Origin of the sequence: Cryobacterium sp. TMT2-17-1, from assembly GCF_004402765.1 — a bacterium.
Taxonomy (GTDB): domain Bacteria; phylum Actinomycetota; class Actinomycetes; order Actinomycetales; family Microbacteriaceae; genus Cryobacterium; species Cryobacterium sandaracinum.
In genome coordinates this window covers 17,700-32,583 of the sequence record NZ_SOGC01000030.1, presented here as the reverse complement: position 1 = coordinate 32,583, position 14,884 = coordinate 17,700, and the positions used below count along the sequence as shown (strand labels likewise).

Below are 14,884 nucleotides of genomic sequence, written 5' to 3'. Positions count from 1 at the left end.
CGAGGTCATACGATGGAAGGCTCATGATCCCCGTCGAAGTCACCTTCCCACCCGACCTTCCGGTCAGCCAGCGCCGGGAGGATATCGCGCGCGCCATCCGTGACAACCAGGTGGTCATCGTCGCCGGCGCGACGGGTTCCGGCAAGACCACCCAACTGCCGAAGATCTGCCTCGAGCTGGGCCGGGAGAACATCGGCCACACGCAACCCCGCCGTCTCGCCGCGCGCACGATCGCTGAACGCATCGCCGAGGAACTCGGACAGGAAGTCGGCCAGACGGTCGGCTACCAGGTGCGGTTCACCGACCAGGTCGGCCCGGACACCCGCATCAAGCTGATGACCGACGGCATCCTGCTCAACGAGATGCACCGCGACCGTCTGCTGCGCAAGTACGACACGATCATCATCGACGAGGCGCACGAGCGCAGCCTCAACATCGACTTCCTGCTCGGCTACCTGCGTCAGCTGCTGCCGCAGCGCCCCGACCTCAAGCTCATCATCACCTCCGCGACGATCGACCCGCAGAGCTTCGCCGAGCATTTCGCCACGCCCGACGGCACGCCGGCCCCGATCATCGAGGTCTCCGGGCGCACCTACCCGGTGGAGATCCGCTACCGGCCGCTGGTCGTCGAGGCGATGGACGGCGACGACGACGACACGACGGATGCCGCGCCCACGGTGGACAGGGACTACATCGAGGGAATCTCCGCCGCGCTCGATGAGCTCGAACGGGAGTCCAACGGCGATGTTCTGGTCTTCCTCAGCGGTGAGACCGAGATTCGGGACGCCGCGGACGCCCTGCAGGGCAAGTACGCCTCCTCGGGGCGCACCAGCCCCACCGAGATCCTGCCGCTGTACGGGCGGCTCTCCTCCGCCGACCAGCACAAGGTGTTCCAGCCGTCTAAGGTCGCCGGCGTGCGACGCCGCATCGTGCTGGCGACGAACGTGGCGGAGACCAGCCTGACCGTGCCGGGCATCCGCTACGTCATCGACGCCGGGACCGCCCGGATCAGCCGGTACAGCGTGCGCTCGAAGGTGCAGCGGCTGCCGATCGAGGCCATCTCGCAGGCCTCCGCGAACCAGCGCTCGGGCCGAAGCGGCCGCACCAGCGACGGTATCGCCATCCGCCTCTATTCGGAGGAGGACTTCACCCGCCGGCCTGAGTACACCGAGCCGGAGGTGCTGCGCACGAACCTGGCCGCGGTCATCCTGCAGATGATCTCGCTGGGCCTCGGCGACATCGCCGCGTTCCCGTTCCTCACCCCGCCCGACTCGCGCGGCATCAAGGACGGCCTCGACCTGCTCGCCGAGCTCGGCGCGGTGGCTGCGCTCACCGCCGGCCACAAATCCGGCATCTCCAAGCCCGGCATCTCCAAGCCCGGCATCTCCACACTGACCCGCATCGGCCAGCAGCTCGCAAAGCTGCCCATCGATCCTCGGTTCGGACGAATGGTGATCGAGTCGAAGACGCAGGCGGTGAGCCGCGAGGTGATGGTGATCGTCTCCGGGCTCACCATCCAGGACCCGCGCGAACGGCCCCTCGAGCGCCGCGCGCAGGCCGACCAGCAGCACGCCCGGTTCACCGACCCGACGAGCGACTTCCTGAGCCTGCTGAACCTCTGGAACTACCTCGAGACGCAGCAGAAGGAGCTCGGTTCCAGCGCCTTCCGACGCCTCTGCAAGAACGAGTTCCTCAACTATCTGCGCGTGCGCGAATGGCAGGACGTGTACAAGCAGTTGCGCCAGATGGCCAAGCCGCTCGGTCTCCACATCGGGGATCCCAGCGTGAATCCCGATGGGATCCACCGTTCGCTCCTCGCCGGTCTGCTTTCCCACATCGGTCTCAAGGACACCGCCAAGAAGGACTACATCGGCGCGCGCCAGCAGCGTTTCGTGATCTTCCCGGGCTCGGCGCTCGCGAAGAAGCAACCGAACGCCGTGATGAGCGCGGAACTGGTCGAGACCAGCCGCCTGTTCGCCCGGATGAACGCGGTCGTCGACCCCGCGTGGGCCGAGCCGCTCGCCGGCGACCTCTGCAAGCGCAGCTACTCCGAGCCGCACTGGGAGAAGAAGCAGGGCGCGGTCGTCGCCTACGAGCGGGTCACCCTGTACGGGGTGCCGATCGTGCCGCGCCGCCGGATCCAGTTTTCCCGGGTCGACCCGGCCTACGCTCGCGACCTATTCATCCGGCACGCGCTCGTCGAGGGTGAATGGGACCTTGACCGAATCGACCAGCGCGTCACGGCCTTCGACCGGGCGAACACGAGCCTGCGCAAGGAACTCGCCGAACTCGAGGAGCGCACGCGGCGCCGTGACATCCTGTTCGACGACGAGGCCGTGTTCGAGTTCTACCAGAAACGCATTCCCGCCGACGTATGCTCATCGCGCACGTTCGAAACCTGGTGGCGCCAGGCGCGCACCCAGACGCCCGATCTGCTCACGATGACCGCCGAGGCACTGGTGCCCGAGGACGCGCCGGAGATCGACGAGGCCGTGTTCCCGCCGATCTGGCGCCAGGGCGACCAGAAGTTCGCGCTCAGCTACCGGTTCGAGCCCGGCGCGGACGACGACGGCGTGACCGTGCAGATCCCGCTGGCCCTGCTCGCGAGGCTCTCTCCCACCGGCTTCGACTGGCAGGTACCGGGCCTCCGCGCCGACCTGGTGACCGCACTGATCAAGTCGCTGCCCAAGAGCATCCGTCGCAACGTGGTGCCGGCGGGGGACTGGGCCAAGCGACTGCTGAACGAGTTGCCGCCGGCGCCGGGCGAGGTCTCGGTCGGGGTGTCGGGCCTGGGCGAAGCCACCCGCGGCTCCATGTTCGACCGCGACGATGTCCCCTTCACCGAGACGCTCGCCGCCCTGATCCAGAAGCTCACCTACGTGTCCGTGAAGGCGAACGACTTCGAGCTGGTCCGGGTTCCGGCCCACCTTCGCATGACGTTCCGTGTCGTGGACGAACGCGGTCGCCCGAGCGCCTCCGGCAAGGACCTCCTGGAACTGCAGCGCCGGCTCGGCACCCAGGCCCGCGAGAGCGTGGCCGCGGCATCCGCTGCCACCCCCACCAATGCGATCGAGCGCACCGGACTCACCACCTGGGATTTCCCGGAGCTGCCCCGGTTCCTCGACACCAGGCAGGGTGACAACACCATCCGCGGCTACCCGACCCTCGTCGACGAGGGTGCGTCGGTGGCGATCCGCATGATGAGCACGGAGGCCGAGCAGGCCCGCACCCTGCCCGATGGCGTGCGTCGCCTGCTGCTGCTCGCCACGCCCTCCCCGGTGGCCTACGTGCAGCAGCACCTCACCGGGGCAGAGAAGCTCAGCCTGGCCACCAGCCCGTATCGCACCACCCAGGCGCTGTTCGACGACTGCCTCGCGGCGAGCGTCGACGACGTGCTTTTCCGGGTGAAGCCCGGCGGCCAGGTGTTCATGCACGCCGAGTTCGACACCATCCGGGACCGGGTGTCCGGCGTCGTGATGGATTCCATGTTCGATACGGTGGGCCTCGTCGCCCGCATCCTCGCCGCCGCGCGCGCCGCCGACAAGGCGCTCAAGGCGTCCACCAGCATGGCCCTGCTCCCGGCCCTGACGGATGCCCGCGCGCAGCTGACCGGGCTCGTCTACCCCGGTTTCGTGAGCGCCACGGGACTCGTGCAGCTGCGGCACTTGCCGCGATACCTCGGCGGCATCACCGCGCGCATCGTGAAGCTCAGCGACAATCCGAGCCGCGACCGGGTCTGGATGAATGAGAGCCAGGCAGCCACGGGCCGGTTCGAGGATGCCGGCGGCACGATCCCCCTGCAGGCGAACGCGGCCGCCAACCTGGTGCGTGCGCGCTGGCTGATCGAGGAACTTCGGATCAGCCTCTTCGCCCAGGAACTGAAGGCCGCGGAGCCCGTTTCCCTCCAGCGGATCCACAAGGCCCTGACCGGCTGAGGTCTCCGTCGTTCTCGGTATCCGGCACCGCTGCGCTGGATCATCGGTAGCCCACCTGCTTGAAGTCAGCGTTGAGGTGGTCCTCCAAACGATCCCTCATCGATACGGGTGCGGGCTGGGCTCCTGGCGGGGCTCCTGGCGGGGCTCCTAGCGGGGCTCCTAGCGGGGCTCCCTTGGAAGGCGTATATAAATACGATAAATTCTTAGTTTTTTCTAGGCTAACATGGTTTATTTGTTCACAATGAGATAAACTCGGGTTGGTGATCAACCTCCTGGAACAGCCCGAAGCGAATGCCGCGCACGGCCTGTCCGCGGCGGCTCGGGCGGTCGCGGGGCTGCATGCTCTCGCGGCGGGGCTCGGGGAATCCCTGCGGTGCTTGGCGGTGCGCGGTCTCGACGACGACGGCCTCCTGCAGGTGACCACGGCGGTCGAGGTCCTCGGCCGGCGGGTCGACGCGCTGCGGGTGGCGGCCGCGGCGGAGGTCGCCGACCGGTCCCGGCCCGAGCTCGGCACCGGGCAGCTCTCGGCGAAGCTGGGCTGCCGCACCGCCGGAGAACTACTCGAGCGCCTGACGCTCGTCTCCGGGCCGACCGCGGGGCGACGGATGCGGTTGGGCACGCAGCTGCGCACCGGCCGCTCCTTGGGGTGGCGAACCACTGCCGCCCACCTTCCCCGCCACGGCCATCGGCCTGGCCGCCGGGGCGATCGGCGTCGACACGGCCGACGCGATCCTCACCGCGTTGACGCCGACGCTGCGGTACACCGACCTGGACTCGGTGCAGGCAGCCGAGAGCGAGCTGGTCGCCTCGGCCACCGGCACCATTTCTGAGACCCCGGTGCCGGCGTCGGTGCCGGCGTCGCTGCCGGCGTCGCTGCCGGCGGATGAGATCCGGTTGCAGGGTGCGGTCTGGAGGGCCGTGCTCGCGCCCGACGGGTCCCGACCAGCGGCGCCACGACGTGCTCGCCGTGATCCTCGACGTCGTCTCCCGGGCCGGGGAGGCCCCGACCATCGGCGGCGCCCCGGCCACGGTTCTGGTCAGTGTGCGGGAACAGGACCTGAACGCGGACTTCGGTCAGGGCCGCGGCGTCGGCTGGATCGACGGCGTCGAAACCCCGATCTCGATCAGCGCCGTCACGGACCTGATCAGCAACGGCGGTCAGCAGAAAGTCGTCATCACCGACGAGGGACGCATCATCGCCCTCGGCTCACCCGAACGCTGCTTCACCGCCGCGCAACGCCGGGCGATTCAGCTCCGCGACGGCACCTGCATCATCCCAGGCCGCAAAATCCCGGCCGGGATGACCGAGATCCACCACGTGATCCCGCACTCCGAGGGCGGACCGACGCACACCGACAACAGCGTCTGTCTGTGCTGGTGGCATCACCGCTACCTCGCCGCCTCCGGCTGGGCAATCCGGATGATCCGCGGCGCCGTGCAGATCATGGCACCACCCTGGCTGGAGACCGGGGCCCCCAAATGGCGGAACGAGACCAAGTCCCGCCCCCGAATGACGGACGCGGCCGAACGGGAAAACGGATAGGGATCCCTGGCCCCTGGCCTCGACAGGCTCGACAGGCGTCCGCTTTTTCACCCAGCGACAGTGGGACCGCTCCGCTTAGGCTGTAGGCATGGAATTCCGCTATCTCGGTTCATCAGGCCTGAAAATCTCCGAAATCACCTACGGCAACTGGCTCACCCACGGTTCGCAGGTCGAGAACGACATCGCCACGCAGTGCGTGCATGCCGCGCTCGACGTGGGGATCACCAGCTTCGACACCGCCGACGTCTACGCCAACACGAAGGCGGAGTCCGTTCTCGGCGACGCCCTCAAGGGCCACCGCCGCGAAAGCCTCGAGATCTTCACCAAGGTCTATTGGCCGACCGGCCCGCGCGGCCACAACGACGTCGGGCTGTCCCGCAAGCACATCATGGAGTCGATCAACGGTTCTCTGACCCGACTGCAGACCGATTACGTCGACCTTTACCAGGCCCACCGCTTCGACACCGAGACCCCACTGGAGGAGACGATGCAGGCCTTCGCCGACATCGTTCGGCAGGGCAAGGCGCTCTACATCGGCGTCAGCGAGTGGACCGCCGCGCAGCTGCGAGCCGGCCACGCCCTCTCCCAGGAGTTGGGCTTCAGCCTGATCTCGAGCCAGCCGCAGTACTCGATGCTGTGGCGCGTCATCGAAGACGAGGTCGTGCCGACTTCGCGCGAGCTCGGCGTCGGCCAGATCGTCTGGTCCCCCGTGGCCCAGGGTGTGCTTACCGGCAAGTACAAGGCAGGCCAGGCCCCGCCGGCCGGCTCGCGCGCCACCGACCTCAAGGGCGGCGCCGACATGATCAGCCGCTTTATGAACGACGACGTGCTCACCCGGGTGCAGAAGCTTGAGCCGATCGCCGCCGACCTCAACCTGTCGATGGCGCAACTAGCCGTGGCCTGGGTGTTGCAGAACGACAACGTCTCAGCAGCCCTCGTCGGAGCTTCCCGCCCCGAGCAGGTGCGCGAGAACGTCGAGGCCGCGGGAGTGAAAATCCCGGCCGAGAGCATGAGGCAGATCGACGAGGTGCTCGGCGACGTCGTGGAGCACGATTCCGCGATGACCGCGGCTACCGCACCGCAGAGCCGCCCGGCGTAGGGCAGGCTCGGCGTCACACTGCTCGGCCCGAACGAGAGTCGCCGTTTGTGCCGAGAGTCGCCGCAACGGCGGGTACTCTCGGCACAAACGGCGACGGTCGCTGCGGTTTTCCTAGAGCAACATTTCTAGAACGCCATTTCTAAAGCACCTTCGACAGGAACGCCTGCGTGCGGCGGTGCTGCGGGTTCGTCAGGATCTCGTCCGGGTCGCCCGCTTCGACGACCACACCGCCGTCCATGAAGACGAGCGAGTCGGCGACCTCCTTGGCGAAGCCCATCTCGTGGGTGACCACGATCATGGTCATGCCCGATTTGGCCAGACCCTTCATCACGTCGAGTACCTCGCCGACGAGCTCAGGGTCGAGTGCGCTGGTAGGCTCGTCGAAGAGCATGAGCTTGGGTTCCATCGCGAGTGCGCGGGCGATCGCCACCCGCTGCTGCTGCCCACCCGACAGGTGCGCCGGGTAGTAGTCGGCACGTTCGGCCAGACCCACCCTGGCCAGCAGATCGAGAGCGCTCCGCTCCACCTGGGCCTTCGGCAGCCCCTTCACCCGGATCGGCGCCTCCATCACGTTCTCTAGCGCCGTCATGTGCGGAAACAGGTTGAACCGCTGGAACACCATGCCGATGTCCCGTCGCTGACGGGACGCTTCCTTGGGTGCCATCTCGTAGAGCTTGCCGTTGGTCTCCCGGTAGCCGATCAGCTCGCCGTCGACGCTGAGCCGACCGGCGGAAAGCACCTCGAGGTGGTTGATGCAGCGCAGGAACGTGGACTTGCCCGACCCACTGGGCCCGACCAGGCACATCACCTCGCCACGCTTCACCTCGAGGGAGATACTCTTGAGCACCTCGTTCGAGCCGAAGCTCTTCGATACCTGCTCGGCCAGAACCATGGGAGGAATCGTGACGGATGCCCCGGCCTGCGTGTTCACGTCGGTCATTTCACGCCTCCGGGGTTGGCTGGTGGATCGTTCTCGCGCGGCGGTGCGATCACCGACGGCTGCCCGGAACCGATGACGGGGACGACCCCGGTGAGGGTTCCCGTTCCGGTGCCGACGGCATCCTTGCGATCCGGCTGCCGGTCGCCCACGCCGCGGGCGAACCGCTTTTCGAGGAAGTACTGGCCGACCATCAGGATGGACGTGAAGAACAGGTACCAGATCGAGGCCACGATCAAAAGCGGGATCGGGTTGAACGTCTCCGCGGAAATATCCCGCGACCGGGTGAACAGCTCGAAGCTGAACGGCACGGCGGTGACGAGCGACGTGGTCTTCAGCATCGAAATGACCTCGTTGCCCGTCGGCGGGATGATCACGCGCATCGATTGCGGCAGGATCACCCGCGTCATGGTCTGCGACCAGCTCATTCCGAGCGCCGTCGCAGCCTCCTCCTGGCCGCTGTCCACGGCCAGGAGGCCGGCGCGCACGATTTCAGCCATGTAGGCCGCTTCGTTCAGGGCCAGCCCGATGATGGCGATGGTGAACGTGCTCAGTGCCGCGTTGGTCGAGAAGGACACCCACGGGTCCATGAACGGGATGCCGATGTCGATGCTCGAGTAGATCAGCGAGATCAGACCCCAGATCGTCAGCTGCACGTAGACCGGGGTGCCACGGAAGATCCACAGGTAGAACCAGGCCAGGCTCTTCACCACGGGGTTGGGCGAGAGCCGCATGACGGCCAGGATCACCCCGAGGACGATCGCGATGACCATGGAGTACACGGTCAGCTGCAGGGTCACGACGGCCGCCTGCGAGATGCGGCGGTCGAAGAGGTACTTGCCGACGGCGGGCCAGTCGTAGGCCGGCCGGAGCGCGGCGTCGACGACGATGGAGACGAAGACCACCACGAGCAGAATGGCGAACACCATCCTCCACGGATGCCGCAGCTTGATGGCCTTGATCGGCACCGATGGGGCCGGTTCCCCGGGCGGGCGGGTTGCCCCGCCCGCCTTCGGTGGAGTTGTGATGCTCATACGTTATCCGTTCGACGCGGCGTTGATCGTGATTGTCTCGATCGCACCATCCGCGACACCCCACTCGTCGAGGATGTCACCGTAGGTGCCGTCGTCGACCATGGACTGCAGCGCAGCCTGCACGGCCTTGGTCAGCTCGGAGTCCTTGGCGACCACGATGCCATACGGCGCCACATCGAAGGTCTCTCCGGCCGGCTGCAGCTTGCCCTCGGTCTGGGCGATCGCGTAGAGAGTGACGGGCGAGTCGGCGCTGAGCGCGTCGGCCTGGCCCAGCACGACCGCGTTGGTGGCCTGGTCCTGGGTGTCGTACTTCAGCTTGTCGATCGCCGGCTTGCCGGCCGCGACGCAGGCGTCACTCTTGGCCGGCACTTCGTCGGTGTCCTCATACGTGGTGGCCTGCACGGCGACCTTCAGCCCGCAGGCGTTGTCCGGATCGACGTCGTTGCCGACGGCCGAGGCCCACTGGATGCCGGCGACGAAATAGTTGACGAAGTCGACCTGCTTCTCCCGCTCGACGTTGTCGGTGAAGGAGGACACGCCGATGTCGGCCTTGCCGCCGGTCACGCTCGGAATGATGTTGTCGAATTTCGCGACCTGGAATTCCGGCTCCAAGCCGAGCTTGGCTGCGACGGCCTCAGCGATCTCGATGCCCCAGCCGATCGGCTCACCGGCTTCGTTCTTGAACTCGTTGGGAGCGTAGGTCGGGTCGGTCCCGATGACGAGCGTGCCGGAGTCGGCGACCTCGGCGGGAAGCATCGCGGCGGCGGCGTCGTCCACGGCGATCTCACTGGCGGAGGAGTCGGACGTCGCTCCGCCCGTGGTGTCCGTGGAGTTGTCCACGCAGCCGGTGAGCAGGAGTGCCGTGACGGCGGCGAGAGCCGGGAGCAGGTATTGAGCGCGCATTGCGTAACCTTTTTCGTGGTTGTCGGATGTGTCTGGTTCGTCTTTGAGGTCCGTTAACGGAATTCGACAAAAGCGAGCATATAACAGCACGCTCACGCGGATTCCGTGCGCAGATAACGTTTTGGGCCAGCCCTACTGAGCGTGGACGGGCTTCCCCGTGTCTCAGTATGACCGGAAGCGTGTTTCGCGCGGATTTCACGCCCGCGGGTCGCCCGTCGCGACCGGGCGGCCCGGCAGGTTGGACCACTGCGACCACGAGCCGGGGTAGAGCGCCGGTGAGAACCCGGCGATGGCCAGAGCGGCCGCCTCGTGCGCGGCGGTGACGCCGGAGCCGCAGTAGACGCCCACCGTGCCGCCCGCCGTGACTCCGAGCGCCTCGAACCGGGCGCGCAGTTCGGCGGCCGGGAGGAAGCGCCCGTCGAGGGTGAGGTTGTCGGCCGTGGGCGCGCTGATCGCGCCGGGGATGTGGCCGGCACGAGGATCGATCGGCTCCGTGTCACCACGGTAGCGCTCCGCAGCGCGGGCGTCGAGGAGCGCGCCGGTCTGCGCGAGCGCGGCGGCGGCATCCGTGTCGAGCACAGGCAGCACCCCGTCGGAGAGGGTGATCGTGCCCGGACGGACCGTTTCCGCGCTCAGCTCCGTTGTGGCCAGCTCGCCGACCGCGAGCGGCAGGCCGGCGGCGCGCCAGGCGGCGAGCGCCCCGTCGAGAAGCAGCACGTCGCGCACCCCGGCGTGACGCAGCAGCCACCAGGCACGGGCTGCCGACACCCCGCCCAGGTCGTCGTAGACCACGACCGTGTCGCCGTCACGAAGCCCCCAGCGGCGCGCGGCTGCCTGCAGCGTCGCACGGGTGGGCAACGGATGCCGCCCGTCGGCCGGTTCGCCGGGCCGGGCCAACTCGGTCTCCAGGTCGACGTACACGGCGCCGGGGATGTGGCCGGCCCGGTATTCGTCCGGCCCGGGAGGGCCACCCAGCTTCCAGCGCACGTCCAGCACCCGAACGTCGCTTTGGGACTCAAGCATGGCTGCCAATTCGTCGGCCGTGATCAGTATTCGCACGCGCTCACGCTACCTCGGCGGACGTAGACTTGAGTAGGTGAGCAGCTACTGGACCCTTTTGAAGACTCCGGGCGTTGCTCGCGTCATCGCCGCACAACTGACAGCTCGGTTCCCCTTTGGGATGCTGTCGCTCGCGTTCCTGATCCACATCGAGCAGGTCTTCGACTCCTATGGCGCCGCCGGCCTCGTGCTGGGTGCCATGAGCATCGGCCAGGCCGTCGCCGGGCCGCTCACCAGCCGACTGATGGGCCGCTGGGGCATGCGTCCGGTGATCACGGCCACCCTCGTCGTCTGCGCGACCTCCATCGTGACAATGGCTCTGGTCAGCATGCCCATTTATGTTCTGATGGCCGTGGGGCTCATCGCCGGGTTGTCCACACCGCCGATTCAGCCGGCCGTGCGCACCATCTACCCGAAGATCGTCAACTCCCGCCAGCTCACGCCGCTGTTCTCGCTCGACGCGTCGGCCCAGGAGATCATCTGGGTGCTGGGCCCGGTGATTGCCACGTTCGTGGCCATCCAGGTCAGCCCGGTCGCCGGCATCCTGCTCGCCGCCATCTTCCTCATCGGCGGCGGCGTCTGGTTTCTGGTGCTGCCCGAGGTCGGCCGGGTGCGCATCCCCCGTAGCCGCCGCAAACTCGGCGTCGTTCTCAAACGCCCGGCGGTCATGCTCAGCACCATCGTCGGCTTCATGCTGGTAGCCGCCTGCGCCTCGGTCGAGGCGGGTGTGGTGGCCGCGTTCGGGCACGGCAGCGCGGACTCGGGCTGGGTGCTCGGCATCTTCGCTCTCGGCTCGCTGATCGGCGGGCTCGCCCTCGGCCACGCCCCGATCGGCCCTTGGGCGTTGGCCGCACGGATGCTCATCGTCACCGTCGGCCTCGGGCTCGCCACTCTCGGGCTCAGCTTCTGGTGGCTGGCCGCCACCTTGCTGCTGGCGGGAATCGGAATCGCTCCGGCCTTCGCCGTTCTGTTCGGCATCGTGTCCGCGAGCGTCAAGTTCAGTGACACCGCGGAGGCCTACGGCTGGGTGGGCACCGGCCAGCTGATGGGCGCCGCCCTGGGTTCCGCCATCGCCGGTTTCATGATCGACCAGAGCGGCGCCACGGCGGCCATCCTGGTCGCGGCCGGCTTCGCGGGGCTCGGCACGATCATCCCCGCGCTCGGCCGGCGCTGGCACCCCGACCTGCGCGGCCGCGATGCGAGCCCGCTCCCCGACACCGCACCGATCCAGGTGCAGGTCTCCTAGCCGCCTCCGCTCATCGCGCGGTGAACCGACACAATTGCGGGGTTGAGCGTCCCGCGCACCCCTCAATCGTGTCGTTTCACGCCTCGGCGCAGTAGGACGAGGTTAGATGGGGGAATGACGCTCTCACCGTTACTTCCCCTGCATGACGGACACGGTATCCCCCAGCTCGGGCTCGGCGTGTACAAGATCGCGGATGCCGCGGCGGCCGACGCTGTGCAGGTCGCCCTGGAGGCCGGTTACCGCCACATCGACACCGCGGCGCTCTACGACAACGAGACCGGCGTCGGCCAGGGTATCGCCCGCTCCGGCCTGCCCCGTGAGGACGTGTTCGTCACCACGAAGGTCTGGAACGACCAGCACGGCTACGACAAGACCCTGCGCGCCTTCGACGTGAGCCTCGGCAAACTCGGCTTCGACTACGTCGACCTCTTTCTGATCCACTGGCCCGCACCCCGCCAGGACCTCTTCGTCGATACCTGGCGCGCCCTCGAGACGCTGCGCGCCTCAGGTCGCGCCCGGTCGATCGGGGTGTCCAATTTCCAGCCGCACCACCTGGACCGTCTGCTGGCCGAAACGGATGTCGTTCCGGTCCTCAACCAGGTGGAGCTGCACCCGTGGCTGCAGCAGTCCACCGTGCGCGAGTACGACGCGGCCCACGGCATCCTCACCGAGGCCTGGTCGCCGTTGGCCCGCGGCCGCGCGATCGGCAACGAGACCCTCGACGCCATCGGCGCCCGGCACGGCAAGACGGCCGCACAGGTGGTCATCCGCTGGCACCTCGAGCTGGGCAATGTGGTGATTCCGAAGTCGGTGACACCGGTGCGCATCCGGGAAAACTTCGACGTCTTCGACTTCACACTCAACGCCGGCGACCATGCCGCCATCGCCGCCATCGACGCCGGCCAGCGCACCGGCAGAGATCCCGACGACTTGGACTGAATCTCGGCTCGACCCGGATCGGTGCCCGCGGGTCGCGCTGAGGGCCCCGCGCCACTCTCCCGCGCCACTCTCCGCACGCCTGACGAATTCGACGGAGATTTCGACCGAATCCCGCCCAAACAAGCCGGAAACCGGCTTCAACCCAAAAATCTCCGTCGAATTGGTTCGCCGGAGCCGCAGTGCCTTGCGACAATGCCGCCCCCACAGGTCCACGCGAGAGCCCCCGTTCCGGTCGAGAGCGACCCGCGGAACGGGCACTCCCGACCGGACAGGCGCTACCAGCGGCGGTGGATCTGCTCGCGCAGCATCCGGTCGTAGATATCCTGCACGCCCTCGTTGAGCCCGAGGCTGAGCGGGGCGACCGAACCGGCAGCGGCGTTGCCGCGAGCCTGCTGCACCGATCGGGCCCCGGGGATGACCGAGCTGATGCCGTCAATCTGGGCCACCCAGGCCAGCGCGGCCTGCGCGGGCGTGAGCTCCTCGGTCAGGGAGCCCACGAGCGCCGCGAACTCCGCGGCGGCTGCCAGGCCGGTCTCATAGTCCACACCGGAGAAGGTCTCGCCGACGTCGAAGGCGCTGCCGTCGCGGTTGTAGTTGCGGTGGTCGTCCGCCGCGAAGGTTGTCTCCCGGGTGTACTTTCCGGTCAGCAGGCCGCTCGCCAACGGAACGCGGGCGATGATGCCCACACCGGCGGCGCGCGCGGCCGGCACGACGGCCTCGAGCGGCTTCAGCCTGAACGCATTCAGGATGATCTGCACGCTGGCCAGGCCGGGCCGTTCGATGGCTGCGAGAGCCTGGTCGCAGGTCTCGACGCTCACCCCGTAGCCGGCGATGGCTCCCTCGGCGACGAGTGTGTCGAGCGCGTCGTAGACCTCGTCGGATTCGATCACGTCGCTCGGCGGGCAGTGCAGCTGCACGAGGTGCAGGGTGTCCATGCCGAGGTTCGTGCGGGACCGGTCGGTCCAGGCCCGGAAGTTGGCGAGCGTATAGTTATCGGCCAGCTGGTCGACCCGTCGGCCCATCTTGGTGGCCACGGTGATGCCGGCTGCGGCGGCGCTGCCGGCCAGGAATCGACCGATGATCTGCTCGCTGCGGCCGTCACCGTAGACGTCGGCGGTGTCGAAGAAGGTGACGCCGGCGTCGACGGATGCCGCGAGCACCGCGGTCGCGTCGGCCTCCGACACGTCACCCCAGTCCGCTCCCAGCTGCCAGGTGCCCAACCCGATCACGGAGACGATTCGGCCGGTTTTTCCGAGGGTTCGTGTGTCCATGTCTCCAGCCTAGCCACGGAAGTCAAAGTGGAAGCAGTGACCGACGAGGCAGCAGCCGCGGACAAGGCCCCGGCCCCGACCCTGTCGTCCGCGTCGATGACCCGGGCCAGTGCCCGGGCGAGCCGCGGCCGGATGAGATGGTCGTTCGCTTCGACGCGGTGCATGGTGACGTGGCGCATCCGTTCGATCACCGTCATGGAGCCGGCCGCGATGAAGGCGTCCAGCACACCGTAGACCACGTCGACCGGCACTCGCACGGCCGCGATGTCGCTGACCACGGTCTGCGATTCGATGCAGTGCTCCAGCGATTTCACGAACGGGGTCCAGTTGCGCTCCGTCAGCTCGAAGATGCCCTTCGGCAGCAGCCGTGCGATGATGGCCGCGTTCGCGAGAGTGAACTCCTTGTTCAGCCGCAGGAAATCGTAGGCGCGCAGGTAGGCGTTCACCCGGGCCCGCACCCAGCGTTCACCGATGTCGGTCGGCGACAGATAGACCGGCGGCCCCACGAGCACCACCCGGGACACCTGGGTTCGACGGGACGCGCGGGTGCGGGGCATCGCCGCCAGCCGGGCCGCGATCAGGCTGCCGAGGGAGTGGCCCACCAGGATGAACGGCTCGCGGAGCTTCAGCGACCGGATCGTGGTGGCCAGGGCCTCGACGTGGTCCTCGAGCCGATACTCGCACCCTTCGGGGATCGGCGATTCGCCGAAACCCAGGATGTCGACGGCGATGACCCGGTGCCTGGGCACAAGCAGTGGCACCAGTTCCCGGAACGTTTCCGAGGAGGAGGCGATGCCGTGCACGAGAATCACGACCGGACCGGTTCCCTCATCGATTGCGATGTGCAGCAGCGGCGGGCGTGTCCAGCCGAGCCGTTCGCAGAGGGTCGCCCACCAGGTCATGGTTCCAGTATCGCCG

At 67.8% G+C, this 14,884-nt stretch carries 12 protein-coding genes; 6 read left to right on the top strand and 6 right to left on the bottom strand.

What is annotated here, in order from left to right; genetic code table 11:
• Positions 1-23: 23 nt before the first annotated feature.
• The 4 genes from hrpA (at position 24) to E3O47_RS08320 (ending at position 6,577) form a co-directional block, all read left to right on the top strand.
• Positions 24-3,935, top strand: a complete 3,912-nt coding sequence (hrpA, locus tag E3O47_RS08335; protein ID WP_134420191.1) for an ATP-dependent RNA helicase HrpA — start codon at positions 24-26, stop codon at positions 3,933-3,935.
• Positions 3,936-4,195: 260 nt separating this feature from the next.
• Positions 4,196-4,765, top strand: coding sequence for a hypothetical protein (locus E3O47_RS08330; RefSeq protein WP_134420189.1), 570 nt, complete (start codon positions 4,196-4,198; stop codon positions 4,763-4,765).
• A 53-nt stretch (positions 4,766-4,818) separates the two neighbouring features.
• Positions 4,819-5,478 carry an HNH endonuclease signature motif containing protein gene (locus tag E3O47_RS08325; protein ID WP_134420187.1) on the top strand — a complete coding sequence of 220 codons (660 nt, stop codon included), beginning with the start codon at positions 4,819-4,821 and terminating at the stop codon, positions 5,476-5,478.
• 88 nt (positions 5,479-5,566) lie between these two features.
• A complete protein-coding gene (locus tag E3O47_RS08320; RefSeq protein ID WP_104099560.1) occupies positions 5,567-6,577 on the top strand; it encodes an aldo/keto reductase family protein in 1,011 nt (336 codons plus the stop codon).
• Between the two features lie 139 nt (positions 6,578-6,716).
• Here the strand turns inward: E3O47_RS08320 and E3O47_RS08315 are convergent, their stop codons facing one another.
• The 4 genes from E3O47_RS08315 to E3O47_RS08300 form a co-directional block, all read right to left on the bottom strand.
• The gene (locus tag E3O47_RS08315) at positions 6,717-7,469 is read right to left on the bottom strand and encodes an amino acid ABC transporter ATP-binding protein (protein ID WP_104099586.1); all 753 of its coding nucleotides are present in this window, start codon (positions 7,467-7,469) and stop codon (positions 6,717-6,719) included.
• Between the two features lie 44 nt (positions 7,470-7,513).
• Complete coding sequence (locus tag E3O47_RS08310; RefSeq protein ID WP_233191170.1) at positions 7,514-8,443, bottom strand: amino acid ABC transporter permease; 930 nt, start codon at positions 8,441-8,443, stop codon at positions 7,514-7,516.
• A gap of 108 nt (positions 8,444-8,551) precedes the next feature.
• On the bottom strand, positions 8,552-9,451 hold the full coding sequence (locus tag E3O47_RS08305; protein WP_134420185.1) for an ABC transporter substrate-binding protein: 900 nt from the start codon (positions 9,449-9,451) through the stop codon (positions 8,552-8,554).
• A gap of 195 nt (positions 9,452-9,646) precedes the next feature.
• Positions 9,647-10,510: a sulfurtransferase gene (locus E3O47_RS08300; protein WP_104099563.1), complete on the bottom strand. Its 864-nt coding sequence runs from the start codon at positions 10,508-10,510 to the stop codon at positions 9,647-9,649.
• 37 nt (positions 10,511-10,547) lie between these two features.
• Here E3O47_RS08300 and E3O47_RS08295 point away from each other — a divergent pair, with 37 nt between their 5' ends.
• Positions 10,548-11,756: an MFS transporter gene (locus E3O47_RS08295; protein WP_104099564.1), complete on the top strand. Its 1,209-nt coding sequence runs from the start codon at positions 10,548-10,550 to the stop codon at positions 11,754-11,756.
• A gap of 114 nt (positions 11,757-11,870) precedes the next feature.
• Positions 11,871-12,695, top strand: coding sequence for an aldo/keto reductase (locus tag E3O47_RS08290; RefSeq protein WP_104171888.1), 825 nt, complete (start codon positions 11,871-11,873; stop codon positions 12,693-12,695).
• A 275-nt stretch (positions 12,696-12,970) separates the two neighbouring features.
• On the opposite strand, the gene E3O47_RS08285 is transcribed toward E3O47_RS08290, so the two are convergent.
• Both E3O47_RS08285 and E3O47_RS08280 read right to left on the bottom strand, forming a co-directional pair.
• Complete coding sequence (locus E3O47_RS08285) at positions 12,971-13,966, bottom strand: aldo/keto reductase (RefSeq protein WP_134420183.1); 996 nt, start codon at positions 13,964-13,966, stop codon at positions 12,971-12,973.
• The gene (locus E3O47_RS08280) at positions 13,921-14,868 is read right to left on the bottom strand and encodes an alpha/beta hydrolase (protein WP_134401442.1); all 948 of its coding nucleotides are present in this window, start codon (positions 14,866-14,868) and stop codon (positions 13,921-13,923) included. Before E3O47_RS08280 ends, E3O47_RS08285 begins: the two co-directional genes overlap by 46 nt.
• Positions 14,869-14,884 lie beyond the last annotated feature (16 nt).